The 19661-nt window shown below is 71.1% G+C and carries 21 protein-coding genes and 1 pseudogene; 7 read left to right on the top strand and 15 right to left on the bottom strand.

The annotated features are described in order from the left end of the window. The first annotated feature begins 4 nt into the window (after positions 1-4). Positions 5-391 (top strand): ester cyclase, encoded by a 387-nt coding sequence (locus tag VM306_RS03155; RefSeq protein ID WP_325510695.1) that lies wholly within the window; start codon positions 5-7, stop codon positions 389-391. Here VM306_RS03155 and VM306_RS03150 read toward each other — a convergent pair. The 4 genes from VM306_RS03150 to pheS all read right to left on the bottom strand — a co-directional run bounded on the left by VM306_RS03150 (position 360) and on the right by pheS (position 5151). Then, complete coding sequence (locus VM306_RS03150; protein ID WP_325510676.1) at positions 360-857, bottom strand: hypothetical protein; 498 nt, start codon at positions 855-857, stop codon at positions 360-362. The genes VM306_RS03155 and VM306_RS03150 overlap by 32 nt on opposite strands. Before the next feature lie 282 nt (positions 858-1139). Beyond that, positions 1140-1361, bottom strand: coding sequence for a hypothetical protein (locus VM306_RS03145; RefSeq protein ID WP_325510675.1), 222 nt, complete (start codon positions 1359-1361; stop codon positions 1140-1142). 239 nt (positions 1362-1600) lie between these two features. Beyond that, positions 1601-4078 (bottom strand): phenylalanine--tRNA ligase subunit beta, encoded by a 2478-nt coding sequence (pheT, locus tag VM306_RS03140; RefSeq protein WP_325510674.1) that lies wholly within the window; start codon positions 4076-4078, stop codon positions 1601-1603. Positions 4079-4083: 5 nt separating this feature from the next. Beyond that, entirely contained in the window at positions 4084-5151 is a 1068-nt protein-coding gene (pheS, locus tag VM306_RS03135; RefSeq protein ID WP_325510673.1) for a phenylalanine--tRNA ligase subunit alpha, read from the bottom strand. A gap of 133 nt (positions 5152-5284) precedes the next feature. Between pheS and VM306_RS03130 the strand changes: the two genes are divergently transcribed. Together VM306_RS03130 and VM306_RS03125 are read left to right on the top strand one after the other, a co-directional pair. Continuing rightward, positions 5285-7042, top strand: a complete 1758-nt coding sequence (locus VM306_RS03130) for an HSP90 family protein (RefSeq protein ID WP_325510672.1) — start codon at positions 5285-5287, stop codon at positions 7040-7042. 2 nt (positions 7043-7044) lie between these two features. Beyond that, a complete protein-coding gene (locus VM306_RS03125) occupies positions 7045-9747 on the top strand; it encodes a hypothetical protein (RefSeq protein WP_325510671.1) in 2703 nt (900 codons plus the stop codon). A gap of 201 nt (positions 9748-9948) precedes the next feature. Here VM306_RS03125 and VM306_RS03120 read toward each other — a convergent pair whose 3' ends face one another. The 5 genes from VM306_RS03120 to infC all read right to left on the bottom strand — a co-directional run bounded on the left by VM306_RS03120 (position 9949) and on the right by infC (position 13047). Next, the gene (locus VM306_RS03120) at positions 9949-10836 is read right to left on the bottom strand and encodes a S41 family peptidase (protein ID WP_325510670.1); all 888 of its coding nucleotides are present in this window, start codon (positions 10834-10836) and stop codon (positions 9949-9951) included. 36 nt (positions 10837-10872) lie between these two features. After that, positions 10873-11712: an RNA methyltransferase gene (locus tag VM306_RS03115; protein WP_325510694.1), complete on the bottom strand. Its 840-nt coding sequence runs from the start codon at positions 11710-11712 to the stop codon at positions 10873-10875. After that, positions 11709-12098: a 50S ribosomal protein L20 gene (gene rplT / locus VM306_RS03110; protein WP_325510669.1), complete on the bottom strand. Its 390-nt coding sequence runs from the start codon at positions 12096-12098 to the stop codon at positions 11709-11711. Before rplT ends, VM306_RS03115 begins: the two co-directional genes overlap by 4 nt. 93 nt (positions 12099-12191) lie before the next feature. After that, on the bottom strand, positions 12192-12386 hold the full coding sequence (gene rpmI / locus VM306_RS03105; RefSeq protein ID WP_086663968.1) for a 50S ribosomal protein L35: 195 nt from the start codon (positions 12384-12386) through the stop codon (positions 12192-12194). 49 nt (positions 12387-12435) lie between these two features. After that, complete coding sequence (gene infC / locus VM306_RS03100; RefSeq protein WP_325510668.1) at positions 12436-13047, bottom strand: translation initiation factor IF-3; 612 nt, start codon at positions 13045-13047, stop codon at positions 12436-12438. A 285-nt stretch (positions 13048-13332) separates the two neighbouring features. Here infC and VM306_RS03095 point away from each other — a divergent pair, with 285 nt between their 5' ends. Further along, on the top strand, positions 13333-13674 hold the full coding sequence (locus tag VM306_RS03095; RefSeq protein ID WP_325510667.1) for a DUF1844 domain-containing protein: 342 nt from the start codon (positions 13333-13335) through the stop codon (positions 13672-13674). 8 nt (positions 13675-13682) lie between these two features. Here VM306_RS03095 and VM306_RS03090 read toward each other — a convergent pair whose 3' ends face one another. From VM306_RS03090 to VM306_RS03080, 3 genes are read right to left on the bottom strand one after another with little or no spacing between them, the layout of a single operon-like run. Further along, positions 13683-14318 (bottom strand): hypothetical protein, encoded by a 636-nt coding sequence (locus tag VM306_RS03090; protein WP_325510666.1) that lies wholly within the window; start codon positions 14316-14318, stop codon positions 13683-13685. Further along, positions 14315-14905 carry a hypothetical protein gene (locus VM306_RS03085; RefSeq protein ID WP_325510665.1) on the bottom strand — a complete coding sequence of 197 codons (591 nt, stop codon included), beginning with the start codon at positions 14903-14905 and terminating at the stop codon, positions 14315-14317. The genes VM306_RS03090 and VM306_RS03085 overlap by 4 nt, the downstream gene beginning before the upstream one ends. A 29-nt stretch (positions 14906-14934) precedes the next feature. Beyond that, positions 14935-15186, bottom strand: coding sequence for a hypothetical protein (locus VM306_RS03080; protein WP_325510664.1), 252 nt, complete (start codon positions 15184-15186; stop codon positions 14935-14937). Here VM306_RS03080 and VM306_RS03075 point away from each other — a divergent pair. Further along, a complete protein-coding gene (locus VM306_RS03075) occupies positions 15176-15898 on the top strand; it encodes a hypothetical protein (RefSeq protein ID WP_325510663.1) in 723 nt (240 codons plus the stop codon). The genes VM306_RS03080 and VM306_RS03075 overlap by 11 nt on opposite strands. A gap of 59 nt (positions 15899-15957) precedes the next feature. Here VM306_RS03075 and VM306_RS03070 read toward each other — a convergent pair whose 3' ends face one another. Genes VM306_RS03070 through VM306_RS03060 form a run of 3 tightly spaced genes read right to left on the bottom strand, consistent with a single transcriptional unit; the run spans position 15958 to position 18062 of the window. Continuing rightward, positions 15958-16338 carry a RidA family protein gene (locus tag VM306_RS03070; RefSeq protein WP_030481733.1) on the bottom strand — a complete coding sequence of 127 codons (381 nt, stop codon included), beginning with the start codon at positions 16336-16338 and terminating at the stop codon, positions 15958-15960. 11 nt (positions 16339-16349) lie between these two features. After that, complete coding sequence (locus VM306_RS03065) at positions 16350-17096, bottom strand: IclR family transcriptional regulator (protein WP_325510662.1); 747 nt, start codon at positions 17094-17096, stop codon at positions 16350-16352. Beyond that, positions 17097-18062, bottom strand: coding sequence for a sugar kinase (locus tag VM306_RS03060; RefSeq protein WP_325510661.1), 966 nt, complete (start codon positions 18060-18062; stop codon positions 17097-17099). 85 nt (positions 18063-18147) lie between these two features. Between VM306_RS03060 and VM306_RS03055 the strand changes: the two genes are divergently transcribed. Beyond that, complete coding sequence (locus tag VM306_RS03055; RefSeq protein WP_325510660.1) at positions 18148-19434, top strand: amino acid deaminase; 1287 nt, start codon at positions 18148-18150, stop codon at positions 19432-19434. A 12-nt stretch (positions 19435-19446) separates the two neighbouring features. Further along, positions 19447-19661: pseudogene (locus tag VM306_RS03050) on the top strand (D-aminoacylase); the annotation flags it as partial.

The following is a 19661-nucleotide window of genomic DNA, read 5'->3' as shown; positions in this document are numbered from 1 at the left end:
GCTCCTGCGGCTGCCGGAGCCCGATCACCCGCCCTGGCGCTGCTCGGTCCGGACGGGCCCACCGCCGAGTTCCACAGCCGCCACGGCCGGATCAACTACTGAAGAGGAGGAATCCGTTGACGACAACGACACGATTCCAAATCTCCACTGGGAGGTGCGGGAGCTGCTGTTCGACCGCGGACGCATCGCCGTGCGCGCCGTCAACACCGGTACACCGGTGAAGGAGTGGCTGGGCGTCGCTCCCACCGGCGCCTCGTTCGAGATCGTCGAGTACGCGATCCACGAGGTCCGCGACGGCCGTTTCGTGCGGATGACCAACCTGCACGACTCCGCCGGCGTGCGGCGGCAGCCGACCGCGGCTAGCCGTGCTTCGCGCGGCCCGAGTACGTGAGCGGGAAGACGAGCTCGGCGCACGCCGCCGGGACGTCCGCGGCGACCTGGACCTTCATGGTGACCTCGACCGCTCCCCCCGCCGGGATCTCCACGACGTCCGTGAGCGGCACGACGGTCAGCACGCCGGCCGGGCACCCGGCGACGCGCTGCTGCGTGGCGTCGAGCGGCTGGCCGGGGACCGCGGACAGGCTTTCCACGATGATGTCGACGGCGTTCGGGTTGGAGAGCTGCACCTTGCGCTCCCCCTCGGCACCCGGCGTCAGCTCCACGGGCGCGCCGGAGATGTCGTTGATCTCGAACGGCTTGAGCTGCTGGATGCCGGACTCGCCGCTGCTCACCGAGTACGCCATCGCGGGCAGCCTGGGCTCGGGCCACGTGAGGTGCATGGCGGCCACGACGGCCGCGCCGACCATGAGAATCGTCAACGACACGGCGATCTCGAGGCGCGGACCCAGACTACGCATGGCGCAACTCTCCAGAGTTGTTGCTCCCAGGCGGTGGGTTCGCCTCTCGCTCCCCACCGGACCGGCGACCAGACTCGCCCGGTGGTTCATCGCTTCGCCCCTCGGCCCAGCGGGCCGCGTCGACAATCTTGGAGAAGCTTCACCCACTGCGCAAGCTCCTGACGGGCGCCGATTTCCCCTTGTAATGCGGGACTTTTGGCACCTTGACAGCTACACAGGGCCACCACCTGCTGATTTGAATCCAGATCCCGGATCTCGGCATTCAGCCGATCGAGCGAATTCCTATGGGCAGTTTCGCGGCGTGGGGGTGGTGGTCCAGCTCCCGGCCGCGGCTTGGACCCGGACGCGGTCGACCGGACCGGGCACGCCGTACGTCAGGAGCGAGGTGGTCCCGCTCTTGTTGACCGCCGAGGCCGGCTGCGCCGCGAGGAGACACAGCACCGCCCCCGCGGCGGTGGCACCGGCGGCGATCGACGCGCCGGAGATCTGCGCGGTGAAGCTCACCGCACCCGCGGGACGCGCTCCGGAGGCCGGGACCGCGAGGTCCTTGCAGGCGTCCGGGCCGAGGCCGCCATGCGGACGGTCAGCCGCACGTCGGCGTGGCTGTTCCTGGCGATGACGACTACGGCACCAAGCTGGGAGAACGCTCATCCACTACGCAGCGCGCACAAGACGCAGGACCGTCCTTACGCGACAAGGCCCGGGATTCTCGACGAATCCCGGGCCTCACGCGGTATGACCGATCAGGCGCGCAGAGCGGCACCCACGCGGTCGCCGGCGGCGGAGACAGCGGCGTCGCGGGCCGCGGTCGCCTCCTCCACCGTCAGCGTGCGGTCCGGTGCGCGGAAGCGCAGGGAGTACGCGAGCGACTTCTTGCCCTCGCCCACCTGCTCACCCTTGTAGACGTCGAACAGGCGGATGTCCTCGAGCAGGTCGCCCGCGGACGCGCGCAGCACCTCGGTCACCGACTGGACCGGCACGGAGGCGTCCACGACCAGCGCGACGTCCAGCAGCACCGGCGGGTACGGCGACACCACCGGGGCCGGGCGGTGGTCGTCCAGCGGCAGCGCGTCGAGGTCGAGCTCGAACGCCACGGTCCGCTTCGGCAGGCCCAGCGCCTCGACCACCTTCGGGTGCAGCTCACCGGCGTGGCCGACGGGCCAGTCGCCCACGCGCAGCTCGGCGCACCGGCCGGGGTGCCACGGCAGCAGGTCCGACGCGACGACGCGCAACGTGACGCCGTACGCCTGGCCCACCCGGCGAGCCGCCTCGACGGCGTCCGGCCACTCGGCCACGCGGCCCTTGCCCCACCAGCCGGCCAGCTCGCGGTGGCCCGTCAGCACGCCCGCCACGTGCAGCGGCTGCTGCGGCAGCGCGGCCAGCATCGAGGCCACCTCGGCCTCGGTGGGCCGGCGGTCGACGCCCAGCGACGGGACCGGGACCTGCTGCGCGCGCGGCAACGTCACCTGGGCGATGTTGTACAGCGCGACATCGCGGACACCGCGGGCCAGGTTGCGCTGCAACGTCTCCAGCAGGCCCGGCAGCAGCGTCGTCGCGAGGACGTTCTTGTCCGACTCCAGCGGGTTCAGCACGCCCACGGTGTTGCGGCGGATGTCGTTCTCCGCCAGCCCGAACGCGTCGAACACCGACGGGTCGATGAACGGGAACGGCTTGACCTCGACGAAACCGTCCTCGGCCAACGTGCGCCACACCGTGCGACGGCGGCGCTGCTGCTCGGTCAGGCCACGACCGGCGGGTGCGGGCGGCAGCACGGAGGGGATCGTGTCGTAGCCCTCCAGCCGCAGCACCTCCTCCACCAGGTCGGCGGGCTGCACGAGGTCGGAGCGCCACGTCGGCGGCGTCGCCGTCACGATCGTCTGGCCGTCGTCGGAGGTGGTCACGGCGACCTGGCAGCCGATCTGGCCGAGGCGGCGAGCCGTGACGCCCCGCGCGTAGCGGACGCCCGCGATGCGGTCCGGCAGGTCGATCGGCATCGACACCGGCCGCGGCAGCGCCGCCGCGCCGACGTCGGTGCGGCCCGGCTTGATGGAGCCCTCCGCGTAGTGGTTGAGGAGCTTCGCGGCCCGTTCCAGCGCCACCGGCGCGAGAGCCGGGTCGACGGTCCGCTCGAAGCGCTTCGCGGCCTCCGACGGCAGCTTGTGCCGCCGGACCGTGCGCGCGATGGACGCCGGGTCCCAGTTCGCGGCCTCCAGCAGGATGTCCGAGGACGTGTCCTTGACCTCGGTCGAGGCGCCCCCCATGACACCGGCCAGCGAAACGACCCCGGAGTCGTCGGCGATGACGATGTCGTCGGTGTCCAGCGCGCGCACCGAGTCGTCCAGCGTCGTGAGCTTCTCCCCCGCCAGGGCACGACGCACGGTCAGCGCGCCGGACAGGGAGGAGGCGTCGAACGCGTGCAGCGGCTGGCCCAGTTCGAGCATCACGTAGTTCGTGACGTCGACCGGCAGCGAGATCGAGCGCATGCCGGCGAGCATCAACCTGCGGCGCATCCACCACGGGGTGGGCGCGGTCGGGTCGACACCGGACACCCGGCGCGCGACGAACCGCGGGCACGCGGCGCGGTCCTCGACGTGGACGGGCCAGGCCTCGCCCTCGGGCTCCGGGATCTCGACGACGCCGGGGTCGCCGAACGGCACCTCCATCGCGCAGGCGATCTCACGGGCCAGGCCGCGGACCGAGAACGCGTAACCGCGGTCGGGGGTCGGCGCCAGCTCGATCACGCTGTCGTTCAGGCCGAGCAGCTCCATGGCGTCGTCGCCGGGCTGCGCGGTGCCGGTGGGCAGCACGAGGATGCCGGAGTGGTCGTCACCGATGCCGAGCTCGTCGGCGGCGCAGATCATGCCCTGCGACACGCGGCCGTAGGTCTTGCGCTCGGCGATCGCGAAGTCGCCCGGCAGCACGGCGCCGGGCAGCGCGACCACGACCGAGTCGCCCTCGACGAAGTTCGTGGCACCGCAGATGATCTGGTTGACCTGCTCGGGGCCGACCTCGACCTTGCAGTAGCGGATCGGCTTCTTGAACTCGGTGAGCTCCTCGATCTCGACGACGCGACCGGCGACGATCGGGCCGGTCACGGGACCGAGCGGGCTCACCTCCTCGACCTCGATGCCGATGCGGGTGAACGCCTCGGCGAGCTCGTCGGGCGTGGGGACTTCGTCGAAACCGAGGTGTTCGACCAGCCAGCTGACCGGGACTCGCATCCGGATCAGGCCTCCGTTCCGAAAGGCTGGGTGAAGCGGACGTCGCCCTCGACCATGTCGCGCATGTCGGGGAGGCCGTTGCGGAACTGCAGGGTGCGTTCCAGGCCCATGCCGAACGCGAAGCCGGAGTACACGTCCGGGTCGACGCCGGTGGCGCGCAACACGTTGGGGTTGACCATGCCGCAGCCGCCCCACTCGACCCAGCCGGCGCCGCCCTTGCGCTCCGGGAACCACACGTCGACCTCGGCCGACGGCTCGGTGAAGGGGAAGAAGGAGGGACGCAGGCGGGTCTTCGACTCCTCGCCGAACATGGCGCGCGCGAACGCGTCCAGGGTGCCCTTGAGGTGGCCCATCGTGAGGCCCTTGTCGACCGCGAGGCCCTCGACCTGGTGGAACACCGGGGTGTGGGTCGCGTCGAGCTCGTCGGTGCGGAACGTGCGGCCGGGGCACACGACGTACACCGGCAGGTCGCGCTCCAGCAGCGTGCGGGCCTGGACCGGGGAGGTGTGCGTGCGCAGGACCAGCTGCGAGTCGCCGGGCTCGATGTAGAACGTGTCCTGCATCGAGCGGGCGGGGTGGTCCTTGCCGAAGTTCAGCGCGTCGAAGTTGAACCACTCGGTCTCGAGCTCGGGGCCTTCGGCGATCTCGTAGCCCATGGCCACGAAGACGTCACCGATGCGCTCGGCGAGCGTGGTGATCGGGTGGCGCGCGCCGCGCGGGAAGCGGTCCCAGGGCAGCGTGACGTCGACGGACTCCTCGCGCAGCACCCGCTCGTCGCGCTCGACCTGGAGCACGGCGAAGCGCTCGTCGAACGCGGTCCTGATCGCGGACTGCGCCTCGTTGACCCGCTTGCCGGCCTCGGCCTTGGCCTTGGGGGGCAGGGCGCCGATCTCGCGGCGGGCCAGCAGCACGGGCGACCGGTCACCCAGGTGGCCCGGCTTGACCGAGGCGAGCGCCTCGAGGTCGGCAGCTCCGGCGAACGCCTCGCGCGCCTTCCGCACGGCCGCGTCGAGGTTCTCGGCCGACAGCGCCGCGACCTCCTTGGGGTCGTACGGGTCGTTGGCTCCGGACATGGTGGTAGGACAGCTCCCGTCACGGACTTCGGTAGTGAACAGGCCGATCCTAGTCGGTGCGCAGCTGACCGCTCCCGGACGTTCCGTTAAAGGGCGGCGTCGAGCCCCGTCTCGTCCTTAGGATGGCGGCATCATGTCGCACACCTTCCGCGTCGACCTGCGCGGCATCATCGACCTGCTCAGCCACCACCTGTACAGCAGCCCCCGCGTCTACGTGCGCGAACTGCTCCAGAACGCCGTCGACGCGATCACGGCGAGGCGCGAGCTCGACCCGTCCTGCCCCGCCGACGTCACGATCACCTGCGGTGCCACGCTGACGATCACCGACACCGGTGTGGGCCTCACCGAGGACGAGGTGCACGAGCTGCTGTCGACGCTCGGTCGCACCTCGAAGCGCGATGACCTGGGGTTCGCCCGCGAGGGGTTCCTCGGCCAGTTCGGCGTCGGCATGCTGTCGTGCTTCCTCGTCGCCTCCTCGGTGACGGTGATCACGCGGTCCGCCCGCGGCGGGCCGGCCGTGCGCTGGGAGGCGGACTCGTCCGGCAACTACACCGTGTCCGAAGTGGACACCGCGGGCGGTGCGCCGGTCGGCACGACGGTGGTGCTGAGCGCTTCGCGCGGCAACGAGCACTGGCTCGAGGCGGACGTCGTGCGGCCGTTGGTGAGCGACTACGGCGACCTGCTGCCGGCCGTCGTGACGGTGGACGGCGACGTGGTGACCCGCGGCGTGCGTCCGTGGGACGACGAAGAGGCCGACCTCTCCGCGTACTGCGAGCAGGTCTTCGGGTTCACGCCGTTCGAGGCGATCCCGATCGAGGTCGAGGCCGCGGGGCTGACCGGTGTCGCGTTCGTGCTGCCGTCGGGGGTCCACCCCGGGACGCGGCAGACGCACCGCGTGTACCTGAAGCGGATGCTCGTCGGCGACAACGTCGAGGGCCTGCTGCCGGACTGGGCCTACTTCGTGCGGTGCGTGGTCGACGCGTCCGCGATCAGGCCGACGGCGTCGCGCGAGTCGCTGTACCAGGACGAGACGCTGCTGGCGGTGCGCGAGGAGCTGGGCGAGCAGATCCGCGACTGGCTGATCAGGCTGGACGCGATCGAACCGCGCAGGGCCGGTGAGCTGCTGGCCGCGCACCACCTGGGCATCAAGTCGCTGGCGCGGTCCGACGACGAGATGCTGCGGCTGGTGGAGCGCTGGCTGCCGTTCGAGACCACGGACGGCCCGATCCCGTTGCGGCAGTTCAAGCGCAAGCACGGCGCGGTCCTCTACATCCCGGACGTCGACGAGTTCCACCAGCTCGCGCCGGTCGCGGCCGCGCAGGGCCTGGGCCTGGTGAACGCCGGCTACGCCTACGACCTGGAGCTGCTGAACAGGCTCAGCGCGCTCGACGGTCCCGCCGTCGCGCGCCGGGTGGCGCCGTCGGAGCTGCTGGCGGCGCTGGCCGACCCGGAGCCGGACGTCGAGGCGGCGTTGCGGCTGCGGCTGTCCGAGGGCGCGGCGGCGCTGGACCGGCACGACTGCGACGCGGTGATCCGCGACTTCGACCCGGTCTCGCTGCCCGCGCTGCTGATCAGCAACGCCGAGCAGCAGCGCAGGCTCGACACCGAGCAGACCGCGGAGGAGACGACGGACCCGTTGTGGGCGGAGCTGCTCGGGCAGCTCACGGCCGGGTCCGGCTCGTCGCGGCCGGAGCAGCTGGTGCTCAACTGCCGCAACCCGCTGGTGCAGCGGCTGGCACGGCTGACCGACCCGTCGCTGGTGGAGCTGACGCTCGAATCCCTGTACGTGCACGCCCTCCTGCAGGCCAGGCGGGCGATGCGACCGAAGGACACGGCGGCGCTCAACCGCTCGTTCCTGGAACTGCTGGACCGCGCCGTTGGGGGCAAGTGAACATGGCCGACTTCACCGCTGAGGACGCGGAAAGAGCGTTCCTCGACGCGTACAACATGCCGACGGGCATGCCGAAGCACGAGGCGCTGGAACGGGCCGCGCGCATGTCCGACGCGCTCGGGCACCTGCCGCTCGGGGTCTCGTGCCGGATCGCGATGATCGACTCGGCCTACTACCTGGCGCGCTACGACCTGATGCTCGCGCCGTTCGCGTGGGTGCGGGCCGCGGAGGAGAAGGACCCCGAGGCGTTCAACGAGTACGAGGTCCACTCGCTGAACTGGTCGCACAAGTGGATCGCGACGGGGCTGCGGCGCGACCCGCGGTTCTCGCTCGAGCAGCTGCGGGCCGTGATCGGGCAGCTCGCCGACCGCTACGGGCGCCTGGGTTTCTCGGTGCAGCCGGTGCACGGCGCACGCGCCGAGCTCGCCTACCACGTCGGTGACATGACCGGCCTGGCCGAGCACCTCGGCAAGTACCTCGCCACCGAGTCGGGGCCGATGGCGGACTGCGACGCGTGCGTGGTCGAGGAGCAGGTCTGGATGCTGGCGCGGCTGGGCAGGCACCACGAGGCCGCCGCGCACGGCTGGGAAGGCCTGTCCGGCAACACGAACTGCGCCACGCAGCCGCAGGGCATCCTCTCCGCGCTGCTGTGGCCGTTGCTGGAGATCGGTGACACCGAACGGGCGGCGCACGCGCACACCACCGCGTACCGGTTGATCAAGGACGACGAGATCACCTCGTACGTGCACGAGCACATCCGGTTCTGCGCGCTGACGGGCAACCTGTCGCGCGGCGAGGACATCCTGCGGCGGTCGCTGCACAAGGTGACGGCGAAGCAGCTGCCCGCCGACGAGATGTCGTTCGCGGAGTGCGCTTCCGTTCTGCTGCAGCGCATTTCGCCCGACGTGGTCTTCGAGGTGCCGACGGTCGGTTCGCTGACCGCGGCGCAGCTGCTCGACCGGCTGTCGTCGCGGGCGCTGGAGCTCGCGAGGGCGTTCGACGCGCGCAACGGGACGTCGGCGTGGGTCGACCGGGTCTCGGAGTCGTTGAAGCAGGCCGACTACCCGCACGTCGAACTGGCCGTGCCGGCCGCGCCGGTGACCGCTCCCGCCGAGGAGCCCGTCGTGTCCGGCGACCCGGTGGAGATCGCCGAGTCGATGGTGACGCTGTACGAGCAGGGCGACTTCGTGAAGGCGCGGCGGATGCTCGACTCGCTGCCCGCGGACATGGACTCGTTGCTGCCGCCCGATCTCGCGGCCCACGCGGGGATCCGGCGGATGACGACGGGCCTGGTGCCGTTCGACCCGGCGGCGTTCGAGGAGCTGCTGACGGCACTGCCGGCCGACCTGGCCCTGCGGTACCGGGCGCGGCTCGCGGTCGGGCTCGAAGGCGGTCTGGAGCTCGCCGAGAAGTGCCTCGCCGAGGCGTCGTCGGACTACACGCGGACGGTCGCGGCGTTGACGCTGGCCGAGCTGTACGACGGTGCTCACTCGCACGAGCGCGCGTCCGGGATGATCGCGTTCGCGTCCTCTTTGGATGTTCCGGAGCTGCGCGGCCGGGTCGCCGTGGAGACCGCGGAACACCGTGCGCGGCAACAGGACCTCGAAGGCGCGTACGCGGACATCGTGTCGGTCATGGCCGGCGAGCTGCCGTTGAACGCGCGGTTCGAGGGCTACCGGCTGCGGTTGCGGCTGGAGACGCTGCTGCAGCGCGTTCCCGAGGCCATGGCGACGGCGCGGGAGTTCGTGGCGGCGTTCCCGCTGCCGGAGTCGGCCGAGACCCGCTGGTACCAGGTCGCGGCGATCCAGGAGCTGGACCAGGAGGGCGCCTGCCTGGGCGACCTGCGCGAGGCCGTGGCGGTCTCGCGCGTGCACCTCTCCCCCGGTCACACCGCGCACTTCTGCTTCGCGCTGAGCGGCGGCTACGTCCAGACCGACCGGTTCGTCGAGGCGGCCGAGGTGCTGGAGGAGTCGCTGCGGCTGCTGCAGGACGGCCAGGAGGACCTGCGGCTGCAGGTGGTGTTCCGGCTCGGGCAGGTGTGCCGCAAGCTGGGCGAGCTGCCCGCGGCCGAGCGCTACCTGCGCGAGGCGACGGACCTGCTGCCGCCGGAGGAGGCCGGGCGCCGGGCGTTCCTGCTCGACGCGCTCGCGTCCGTGCAGGGACGGCTGGGCAAGCACGACGAGGCCACGGCGTCGTGGCGCGCGGCCGCCGCGTTGTGGCAGCAGGAGGGCGATTTCTCGGAGGCGATCGGCTCACTCGTCGAGCTGGCCTCGACCCTGCCCGACGACGAGGTGGTGGAGACGACCGCGGCCGTCGACGAGGCGGAGGCGCTGCTGCCGTCGCTCGACGAGCCCACCGAGGTCACGCGGCGGCAGGCGGAGATCCTCGCTATCCGCGCGTGGGTGCGGAGCCAGGCCGGCGACTTCGCGCTGGCGATGAAGCACTACCGCGACACCGAGGCCCTCGTCGCGTCGCTGGGAGACCAGAACTGGCGGGTGTTCGTCGTGCTGCGCGCCGCCCAGGTGCTGCTGGGCGCCGACGACGCCGAGGGCGCGGAGGCCGAAGCACGCCGGGCGGCATCGTTGCTGCCCGACGACGCCCAGGTCGGCAACGTGCTGTCGGTGCTGTCGGAGGCGTTGCGGCGTCAGAACAAGCCGTCCGGCACCGACCCGCTGGTGCGCGAACTGACCGCGCGGCTGGACTAGTGGCTCGTCCTGCCGTCCTCGGCCGAGGACGGCAGGACTCAGGCCCCACCGTCACGCAGGAGACGGCCGCTCGCGTCGTACGCCCGGAGTCGTGCTCTCGTGACCTCCGCCGGAACGCGGCAGAGGTAGATCTCGCCGTGCAGCCCGGCTTTCCGGATCGGCAGTCCAGGTCGCGACCACCGGTCACGGAGGGCTTTCGGGCTAGCTCGTGAGGGCCGAGGTCGCCTTCTCGTAGGCCACGTCGAACGCCTCGTCCGCCGGGACCCCGATGTGCGGGACGACGCCGACGCCCTCCCAGTTGGTGCCGGAGACCGGGTTGATCGCGCGACCGTTGGGCACCGCGGACTTGAGGTGCGGGCCGACGCGGTAGCGGTCGCCGGGGTGGGCGCCGCCCTTCGTGGTCTCACCGATGAGCGTGGCGCGCTCGTTCTGCTGGAGGTTGTAGCTCAGCTCCTCCGCGCCGGAGAACGTGCGGGAGCTGGTGAGGACGTAGACGGGCTTCGTGCCGCCGAACTTCGGGCCCGGCACGTGCGGCAGGGTCCAGAACTGGTGGGTCGTGTCGTCCGGGCGGTTGTAGATGTCGTTGAGGTGCACGGGTTCGTCGAAGAGGTAGCTGCAGACCAGTGCGACCGTGTGCGGGTCGCCGCCGCCGTTGTTGCGCAGGTCGATGATCAGCGCCTCGGTGTGCGCGAGGAGGTTCATGGCGGCGATGACCGCGGGCGTGGCGATCTCGGCGTCGTGCAGCAGGCTCAGCTCGAGCAGGCCGATGTTGCCCCGGAGGCGCTCGACCTTCCGGATGCCGAACGCGTCGAGCTCGGCTTCCTTCTGGTACGCCACCGGGTCCCAGGCCGACTCCTGGCCGGTCTCGGGCACCTCCTCCGCGCTGAAGAGCAGGCGGAGGTGCTTGTCCCCGTTGACGCTCTGCAGGTCCTCGGTCACGCGTGCCGCGAACTCCTGGTCGTCCACATCGGAGTAGGCGCCCTCGTCGAGGCGGGCGCGCAGGACTTTCGCGATCTCGGCCGCCGTGTCCGGGAAGACGTAGTAGGAGGCGAGCTGGGAGCAGAGGAGTTCGATCTCGGATTCGCGCACGGGCGCACAGTAGTGGTGCGCCCGACGCCCGTCAGCTCAATTCCGCTGATCCCGCGCGGAGGCGTAGAGGCAGACCGCGGCGGCCGTCGCGAGGTTCAGGCTCTCGGCGGCGCCGTACAGCGGCACCTTCAGCGACGTGTCGAGCTTCGCGACCACGTCGTCGGGCAGGCCGTGGGCCTCGCTGCCGAACACCCACGCGGTGGGCCGCGCCAGGTCGCCCCGCGCGGAGGCCTCGACGAGGTCCTGCTCGGCGTAGCCGTCTGCGGCCACGAGCCGCAGGCCCGCGCGGCGGCACGCGGCGAAGACCTCGTCCGCGTCGCGGGAGCGCGCGATCGGCAGGTGGAACAGCGAGCCCGTGGAGGCGCGCACGCACTTGCCGTTGTGCGGGTCGACCGTGTCGCCCGCGAAGATCACCGCGTCGGCTCCGGCCGCGTCGGCCACGCGCGTGACGGTGCCCGCGTTGCCGGGGTCCGAGACGCCGTGGAGCACGGCGACGAGGCGCGGGGTGCCCCGCAGAGCGGTGTCGAGCGGCTGTGGCACGACGTCGCAGACCGCGATGAGCCCCTGGGGCGTCACCGTCTCCGACAGCGAGGCGGCCGCCTTGTCGTCGACCTCGCTGATCCGGACGCCCTGGTCTCCAGCGCTCCGGAGCAGATCGGCGTTGCGTTCCGCGGCCGTCGCCGTGACGAACAGCTCGTGCACCTCGCCGCCCTGCCAGGCGAGTGCCTCGCGGACGGCCTGGGCTCCCTCGACGAGGAAGCGGCCGGCCTTGTCACGGCCCTGGCGGCGCGTCAGGTGGCGAGCAGCAACGACCCGAGGCGTCCGTTCGGTGAACGGAGCTGCCTCGGGTCGGTGTGCTCGAGCGTGCTGGCTCAGGCCTGGTCCCCGGCCGGAGCGTTCACGTCGGCCGGGAGCGCCCCGCGGGCGATCTCGACGAGGGCCGTGAAGGCGGTGGCGTCGGTGACGGCGAGGTCCGCGAGGATCTTGCGGTCGACCTCGACGCCGCCCAGGCGCAGACCCTGGATGAGGCGGTTGTAGGTCATGCCGTTCGCGCGGGCAGCGGCGTTGATCCGCTGGATCCACAGCTTGCGGAAGTCGCCCTTGCGCGCACGCCTGTCGCGGTACGCGTAGTTGAGCGAGTGGAGCACCTGCTCCTTGGCCTTGCGGTACAGCCTCGAGCGCTGGCCGCGGTAACCGCTCGCCAGTTCAAGGGTGGTACGGCGCTTCTTCTGGGCGTTCACAGCCCGCTTGACGCGTGCCACAGGTCCATCCTGTCGATCTCATGGGGAGAGGAGTTCGCCGAGGCAGATCCGGCGCTGTCTCCCCCCGAGTTAGCTGGGGGGTGTCGAAGCGGGTCAGAGACCGAGCAGCTTCTTGATGCGCGGGGCGTCGTTCTCCGACACGACCGCGGTGCCGCTCATGCGACGCGTCACCTTGCTGGACTTCTTCTCCAGGATGTGGCGCTTGCCGGCCTTCTCCCGGAGGATCTTGCCGCTGCCGGTGACCTTGAAGCGCTTCGAGGTCCCGCTGTGAGTCTTGTTCTTCGGCATTTCCGTCCTCGTCTCGAGCTACCCACCGGGTCGGGGGCGGGCGTGCGTCCTAGGCCTCTTCCGAAGCGGTGTCATCCACCTCGGGCGCGTCGTCGTCGTGCTTGGCGACACGGGGCTTGATGTTCTTGTGCGGCGCCAACACCATGATCATGTTGCGGCCGTCCTGCTTGGGGTTCGACTCGACGAAGCCCAGCTCCGCGACGTCCTCCGCCAGCTTCTGCAGAAGCCTGTAGCCGAGCTCGGGGCGCGACTGCTCACGACCGCGGAACATGATGGTCACCTTGACCTTGTTCCCGTGCGACAGGAAGCGGGCCACGTGGCCCTTCTTCGTCAAGTAGTCGTGCGGGTCGATCTTCGGGCGGAGCTTCTGCTCCTTGATGACCGTCAGCTGCTGGTTCCGACGCGACTCGCGAGCCTTCTGCGCGGTCTCGTACTTGAACTTGCCGTAGTCCATGAGCTTGCAGACCGGCGGGCGAGCCTGAGCGGCGACCTCGACGAGGTCGAGATCCGCTTCCTGCGCGAGTCGGAGCGCGTCCTCGATGCGAACGATCCCGACCTGCTCACCATTCGGCCCGACCAGACGAACTTCCGGCACCCGAATGCGGTCGTTGATGCGCGGCTCGGTGCTGACGGGAACACCGCGGTTCGAGGGACTTGTCATTCACGTCCTTTGAGACTCGTGTGCGCCAAAGACAAGAGCCCCGTCGTCGATGTCGACGACAGGGCCCGCTTCCGACCGATCACAAACCTGTACATGGGACGCCCGTGCGTCCTGTGTCAGGAGGACCGGACCCGGCCACCTCAAGAAGCGGTGATCGCGGGTGGGAGCGGGGCTCCACTTGCCGCCCTCGCACTCACGAGAGCTGGTCGCGTCACGAATAGTAGCAGACGCACTTGTCAACCCCCGAATCGCGGCCCCGCGACACCCGCTTGCTTGAATGGGGCCGTGACCGATCCGCTTGAAGACAGCATCCGTGACCTGGGCGATGTCCCCAGCATCGAGGTGATCAGCCGCGCCGCCGTGATGCTGCTGTCCGCCGCCGCGGAGCGCCTGGGCCTGGCCGACCCGGACCCCGACACCTCCCCGCGCCGCGACCTGGACGAGGCCCGTCGCCTGATCACGGGCCTGGCCGGCCTGGTGACGGCGACGTCGGAGTACCTCGGCCCGCACGCCGCCCCGCTGAAGGACGGCCTGCAGTCGGTCCAGCGGGCGTTCCGCGAGGCCTCCGCCGTTCCCGACGAGCCCGGCCAGGGCCCCGGCGAGAAGTACACCGGCCCCGTCTACTGACCGGTCTCCTACTGGTCGGCCCTGACCACGACGGGCTCCCACGGCTCCGCCCTGATCTGGAAGACCGCGCTGGCCCGTTGCCCGGTGGCGGCCCGGAAGGTGACGGCGGAGCCGTTGTGGAGCGGCCCGACGTCGAGGTGCTCGCGGGGCGGCTCGTCGTACTGCGACAACCCGAGCACCCTGCTCCCCGGCACGACGGACACCGTGAGCTGCTCGATGACCGCCGGCCCGCCGAAGTAGCTGAGCCGGAACTCGTCCGGCGCCCCCGGCGTGATGGCGAACGTCGGCATGCCCCTGCGGCTGCGCTCGGCGGCGAGGACCTCCGCCATCTCGTTGATCTGCACCGACGCCTGCTGCGCCGCGAACTGGGCCTCGTCCGCCAGCGCCCGTGACGCCTTGGCGGCGTCCTCGGCCTTCGCCGTGGTGCTCCTGGCCTCCTCCGCCGCGTTCTTGGCCTGAAGCGCGCTGGACGTGGCCTGCTCCACGGCCTTGCGAGCGGCCCGAGCCTCGTCCTGGGCCTTCTCGGCGGCGTCCCGGGCCTTGTTCGCGGCGTGCAGGGCGCTCTTGGCCTCCCGCGCCTGCCACAGGGCGATGGCGGTGGCGCACATGGCCACCACGGCCGCGATGACCGACACGGCGATCATGCCCGCACCCCCAGCGCCGCGAGCTGCCTGCGCGCCAGCTCGTCGATGACGTCGGTGTCGCCCGTGCGCCACGCCACGGCGGGGTCGCCGTCGAACTTGGCCAGCTGCCTCGGGCTGAGGCTGGTGAGCGCCCGCAGGGCCAGCAGGTCGGGCTTGTTCCTGAGCTTCGCGGTGTCGCCGGCCTTGCGCGCGTACCGGAGCCTGACCGGCAACCAGGTGATGAGCAGGAACAGGACCGGAACCACGACCAGCGCGGTCGCCAGCCAGAACGCGGAGTCCTGGACGACGCTGATCTGGGCGTTGCCGGCACTCGTCAGCGTCTCGCCGGCCTTGGTCCCGTTGCCGAGGGCACCCGCCAGGTCCTTGCCGACGAGGGGGACGTTCCTCGCCTTGTCCGCGGCGTTGGTGAAGACGTCGCGGATGTTGCCGCCCGCGTCGACCAGGCCGTCCCCCGGGGCCCTGAGCCCCAGGACCCAGTCGTGGGCGGTGGTGGCCACCCAGATCCAGAGGGCCACCCATGCCACGGCTAGGAGGTCGGCGATCAGCTGACGCGTGAGCCTGACCGGTCTGTCCGCGTACCACTTCATGGTGCGGATGCTGCCACAGGCGTCGGCGGTCACATCGAGTCGGCGTAACGGACATCGCCCAATGACGGGTTGGCCACTCTGTACTCCTGGCTCTCCGGAACAAGGGGACTCTCGGCGGTGAACGTCAGGTAGTACTCGGCCCAATAGACACGTGACGCGATGACGTAGCTCTCGACCGAGTCGGCTTCGAGAAAGCACACGGCGAAGAACGGCGCCTGGAAGCCGTCGTTCGGAACGCTGGCCGGTCGCGTGGTCGGCCACCCGGTTCTGGTGCGGGACAAGGACAACCTGCTCGTGTCCTTCGCCGTCGACGCCTCCGGCGGGCTCTGGTACCGCAAGCAGCTCGTGCTGTGGGGAGCACCGTCGCAGGGCACGTTCGGCGCCTGGCGATCGCTCGGCGGCTCCGGCCTGACGGCCGACTTCACCGCGCTGCGCAACGGGGACGACATCGACGTGGCCGGCCGGTACGCGGACGGTTCCTTCCGCACCAGCAAGGTCACCGGTTCCACGTTGGCGCCGTCGCGCAGCACCGGCGGCACCGACGGCGTGGGCAAGCCGGCGGCCGTCGTGCACACCGACGGGAAGCTGCAGCTCGTCGTCCGGCGTGCGGACGTCAAGATCTACACGCAACGCGAAGGCGCGTCGGGCTTCCCCGGCACGTGGCAGCAGGTCGGCGACCTGACCGCCGCCGGTGCGCCGGCGGCCGTGCTGACGAGCCGCGGCGGGCTGGAGGTCAGCGTCCGTGACGCCAACGGGCTGGTGTCCACGACCGGGCAGCCGAGCCCGGCCGCGCCGTTCCGCGCGTGGGAGGTCCGCGACACGCACGAGGCGGGCACCGACACCACGATGATCAACCTGAACGGCGGCGACCTCACGCTCACCTGGCGCGACCCGTTCGGCGAGATCTACACCTACCGCGGGTCGTTCGGCGCTGTCACGGCCCGGAGCACGGGCGGTGGCGTGCGGTACGAAGGCGGCAAGATCTCCCGGTAAGCGTTCCAACGACGAACGGGCACCCTCGAAGGAGAGGGTGCCCGTTCGTCGTGCGGCGATCAGTCGACGACGGCCAGCGCGTCGATCTCGACCAGCAGGCCGGCCGGCAGCCCGACGTAGACGGTCGTGCGCGCGGGCGCCGGGTCCGTCACGAACTCGCCGTAGACCTCGTTCAGCTCCGCGAAGTGCGCGGTGTCGGTGAGGTAGACGCGGATCATCACGACGTCGTCGATCGACGCGCCACCGGCGGCGAGCACGGCGTGGAGGTTCGCGAACGTCTGGCGCGTCTGCTCGGCGACGGTGGTGCCGACGATCTCACCGGACTTCGGGTCGAACGCGACCTGACCCGCCACCTGCAGGATGTTGCCCTTGCGCACACCCTGGGAGAAACGGGCCACCGGCTGCGGCGCGTCGGCGGTCTTGATCTCAACCTTGGACAACGGAAACTCCCTCATCTTGGAACATAACCGCATTCGACTGATGCAGCTTCGGCGGTGGCGAGCAGGTCTGGCAGGTGGGACAGCAGGCCCTCGAAGTCCAGCAGCACCTTCGGCACGGACATCGACACGGCCGCGAGCACCTCGCCGCGCGCGCCCCTGATCGGGGCGCCGATGCAGTGGATGAAGTCCTCGTGCTCGGAGTTGTCGACGGCGTACCCGTTGGCGCGCACGCGTTCCAGCTCCGCCAGGTACGCGGCCGGTCCGGAGATGGTGTTCTCGGTCAGGCGCGGGAACTCCATGTTGGCCAGCACCTTCTGCAACGCGGCGGCGGGCAGGTCGGCCAGCAGGATCTTCGCCACGGCCGTGCAGTGCAACGGCGCGCGGCGGCCGACGCGCGAGTACATGCGCATCTGGTGGCGCGACTCGTACTTGTCGATGTAGATCACCTCACCGTCCTCGTAGGACGCGAGGTGGACGGTGTGGCCGAGGCGGGCGTTGAGCTCGCGCAGCGCCGGTTCGGCCGCGCGGCGGACGTCCCGTTCCTCCAGGGCCAGGTTGGCGAGGTCGAAGAGCGCCGTGCCGAGGCGGTAGTGGTGCACGCCGTCGCGCTGCACGAACCGGTGCGACTCCAGCGTCCGCAGCAGCCGGAGCGTCGTCGACTTGTGCACGCCGATGACGCCGGACAGCTCGTCCAGCGTCTTCGGTCCCGTCGCGAGCTGGCCCACCAGCGTGAGCGCGCGGTCGAGGCTCTGGCTCATCTACACCTCCAGGCGGGCGGACGCCCAGGTCCGCGGGTCGGCGTGCAGCAGCGGGTCCGACACGTCGTCCGGCAAAGGATCTCCGACGTCCTCGGCGGTGAGCAAAGCGGAGGCCGCCTGCAGGTGGCCCGCGCGCAGCCGCACCGACGGGGTCTCCTCCGCCAGCGTGGCCGCGAGGAACCCGGCAGCGAACGCGTCACCGGCACCGACCGGTTCCACGACCTCGACCTTCAACGCCGGTTCGAAGAACGTCTCGCGGCCCTCCAGCAGCGTCGCGCCGTCCGCTCCCTGCTTCACCACCAGCGACGCCGGGCCGGGCAGCAGCTCGCGCAGCCGTTGGGGGTCCCCCGTCCCCCACACCAGCTCCGCCTCGTCCGACCCTGCCAGCACGACGTCGGCCATGTCCGCGAGCTCCCGCAGCACGCGCGGGTCGCGGCCGGCCCACAGCGCGGGCCGCCAGTTCAGGTCGAACGAGATCCGGAAACCGTGCCGAGGGCGGCGAAGGAGCTCCCGCGTCATCGCCAGGCACGAGTCGGACAGGGCGGGCGTGATCCCGCTGACGTGCACCAGTGCCACCTCGCCGAGGCCGAGCCGGTCGATCATCTCCATGCCCATGCCCGACGCCGCCGACCCGCTCCGGTAGTAGCGCACGGGGCTGCCGTCCGGGGACGCCTCCTTGACGTAGAGGCCGGTCGGGCGGACCGGGTCGACCCGCACCCCCGAGGTGTCCACGCCGAAGCCGTTCACCGCGTCGAGCACCGCCAGTCCGAACGAGTCGTCGCCGACCGCGCCGACCCAGGAGGACCGCACACCGAGACGCGCGAGGTGGCAGGCGACGTTGGACTCGGCGCCACCGACGGCGCGGTGCCAGGCGCGCACCAGGTGCACGGGACCGGGGTCAGCCGGAACCATCATCACCATGGTCTCGCCGAGGCACACGACACCGCCGACGTGTTCGAACCGCATGCGTGCTCCAGAGGTGTTCGTTGACGGCGGCGCACCCGAATGCTACACACTCCAGCATCACATCGCGCAATGGGAGTTGCAAAATATGCAACAACTGATGGAGATGGACCTCTCCGCCGTCGCCGGCATCCGTTCCGAACGGGTCAGCTGGCGGTTCAAGGGCCTGCCGTCGAGCACGTTCGGGTCGACCATCGGCGAGGTCGCCGACCGGCGGCTGGACCTCTTCGCCGACGAGTTCGTCGGACCGCTCGTCGTGCTGGACGCCGACGCGCTGACGCACAACCTGACAACGATGGCCCAGTGGTGTGACAACCACGGCGTCAAGCTCGCGCCGCACGGCAAGACGACGATGGCGCCGCAGCTCTTCCAGCGGCAGGTCGAGCACGGCGTCTGGGGCATCACCGCCGCCAACGCGTCGCAGCTGCGCGTCTACCGGGCGTTCGGCGTCTCCCGCGTCCTGCTGGCGAACCAGCTGCTCGACCCCGCCGCGCTGCGCTGGCTGGTCGGCGAACTGGACTCCGACCCCGGCTTCGAGTTCAGCTGCTGGGCGGACTCCGAGGCCGGTGTCGCGGTGATGAGCGAGACGCTGCAGGAGCTCTCGCCGTCCCGTCCGGTCGACGTGGTCGTCGAGCTCGGCGCTCCCGGCGGGCGGACGGGCGCACGCGACCTGGAGACGGCGCTGGCCGTCGCGCGGGCGGTCGACCAGAGCCCGGTGCTGCGACTGGTCGGCGCCGGTGGTTACGAAGGCGCGCTGGCGCACGACGCGTCCGAGTCGTCGCGGTCCGTCGTGGACCGCTACCTGGACGACCTGCGCACGCTCGTGCTGCGGCTGGCCGACGCCGGGATGTTCGACGAGCTGGACTCGGTGATCGTCACGGCCGGTGGCAGCGCGTACTTCGACCAGGTCGCGGCGACGCTCTCCCAGCCGTGGCCGGTGCCGGTGACCCCGGTGCTGCGCAGCGGCGCGTACATCACGCACGACGACGGCTTCTACCGCGGCATCTCGCCGTTCTCGCGGATCGAGGGCGTGGAGCCGTTCCGGCCGGCACTGCGCGCGTGGGCCCAGGTGACGTCACGACCGCAGCGCGACCTGGCGCTGCTGACGATCGGCAAGCGCGACGCGTCGTTCGACGAGGGCCTGCCCGAGCCGCAGGTGGTGCGCGGGCGCGACGGGGCGCGGCGGGCGCTGGTCGCCGAGGTCACCGCGCTCAACGACCAGCACGCGTTCGTGCGGCTGTCCGGCGACGACGTCGAGGTGGGCGACTGGGTGGGGCTGGGCCTGTCCCACCCCTGCACGGTGTTCGACAAGTGGCCGCTCATCCCGGTGGTCGACGGGACCACCGTCGTGGACCTGGTGCGCACCTACTTCTAGGGGGACGGCGGCGTGGACATCGTCTTCAGGGGCGCGCGGGTGGTGGACGGCACCGGCGCGCCGGAGTACCGGGCGGACGTGGGCGTGCGCGACGGCCGCATCGCCGCTGTCGGCGTGCTCGATGGGGCCGAGGCTCGGCAGCGGATCGACGCCCGCGGCCAGGTGGTCACGCCGGGGTTCATCGACGCCCATAGCCACTCGGACCTGACACTCCTCAGCGATCCGCG

Origin of the sequence: Lentzea sp. (assembly GCF_035525475.1) — a bacterium.
Lineage (GTDB): Bacteria > Actinomycetota > Actinomycetes > Mycobacteriales > Pseudonocardiaceae > Lentzea.
Note: the sequence above shows the minus strand (reverse complement) of the source record. Positions and strands in the feature narration are given on the sequence as shown.

Excerpts from the sequence above, each read along its gene's own strand:
- VM306_RS03150 (WP_325510676.1), bottom strand. The coding sequence starts at position 857 with ATGCGTAGTCTGGGTCCGCGCCTCGAGATCGCCGTGTCGTTGACGATT.
- pheT (WP_325510674.1), bottom strand. The coding sequence starts at position 4,078 with ATGCGAGTCCCGGTCAGCTGGCTGGTCGAACACCTCGGTTTCGACGAA.
- pheS (WP_325510673.1), bottom strand. The coding sequence starts at position 5,151 with ATGTCCGGAGCCAACGACCCGTACGACCCCAAGGAGGTCGCGGCGCTG.
- VM306_RS03130 (WP_325510672.1), top strand. The coding sequence starts at position 5,285 with ATGTCGCACACCTTCCGCGTCGACCTGCGCGGCATCATCGACCTGCTC.
- VM306_RS03125 (WP_325510671.1), top strand. The coding sequence starts at position 7,045 with ATGGCCGACTTCACCGCTGAGGACGCGGAAAGAGCGTTCCTCGACGCG.
- rpmI (WP_086663968.1), bottom strand. The coding sequence starts at position 12,386 with ATGCCGAAGAACAAGACTCACAGCGGGACCTCGAAGCGCTTCAAGGTC.
- infC (WP_325510668.1), bottom strand. The coding sequence starts at position 13,047 with ATGACAAGTCCCTCGAACCGCGGTGTTCCCGTCAGCACCGAGCCGCGC.
- VM306_RS03090 (WP_325510666.1), bottom strand. The coding sequence starts at position 14,318 with ATGATCGCCGTGTCGGTCATCGCGGCCGTGGTGGCCATGTGCGCCACC.
- VM306_RS03085 (WP_325510665.1), bottom strand. The coding sequence starts at position 14,905 with ATGAAGTGGTACGCGGACAGACCGGTCAGGCTCACGCGTCAGCTGATC.
- VM306_RS03065 (WP_325510662.1), bottom strand. The coding sequence starts at position 17,096 with ATGAGCCAGAGCCTCGACCGCGCGCTCACGCTGGTGGGCCAGCTCGCG.
- VM306_RS03060 (WP_325510661.1), bottom strand. The coding sequence starts at position 18,062 with ATGCGGTTCGAACACGTCGGCGGTGTCGTGTGCCTCGGCGAGACCATG.
- VM306_RS03055 (WP_325510660.1), top strand. The coding sequence starts at position 18,148 with ATGCAACAACTGATGGAGATGGACCTCTCCGCCGTCGCCGGCATCCGT.